1 pseudogene is annotated in these 294 nt (G+C 71.4%); it reads right to left on the reverse strand.

Annotation, left to right across the window (positions count from 1 at the left end):
• Window positions 1-97 precede the first annotated feature (97 nt).
• Window positions 98-294 (reverse strand): annotated as a pseudogene (locus RB628_RS41910) (ATP-binding protein); the annotation flags it as partial.

Below are 294 nucleotides of genomic sequence, written 5' to 3' on the forward strand. Positions count from 1 at the left end.
CGCGCGCAGGGGCGTCGGCGGAGGGGTGCGCTGGGTCGGGAGGTGCATGGGGCGGCGCGCTCTCGGGGCGCGGCCCGGCATGGCGGCCTGCGGAGGGTCAGGCGGCGGGGCGGTGGCGTCTGCGGTCCACCGGCTCGAACTCGACCCGGGTGGTCATCTGCGCGAGTCGGGAGGTGACTCGGTCTCCGAGGTAGGCCCGGAGATCCTTGATCGCCAGGTTGGTGGTGATCAGCGTCGGAAGCATGTGGTTGTACCGGCGGTTGATCAGCCGGTACGTCACTTCCTCGACCCACT

It is taken from the genome of Streptomyces sp. ADMS, assembly GCF_033441795.1.
Lineage (GTDB): Bacteria > Actinomycetota > Actinomycetes > Streptomycetales > Streptomycetaceae > Streptomyces.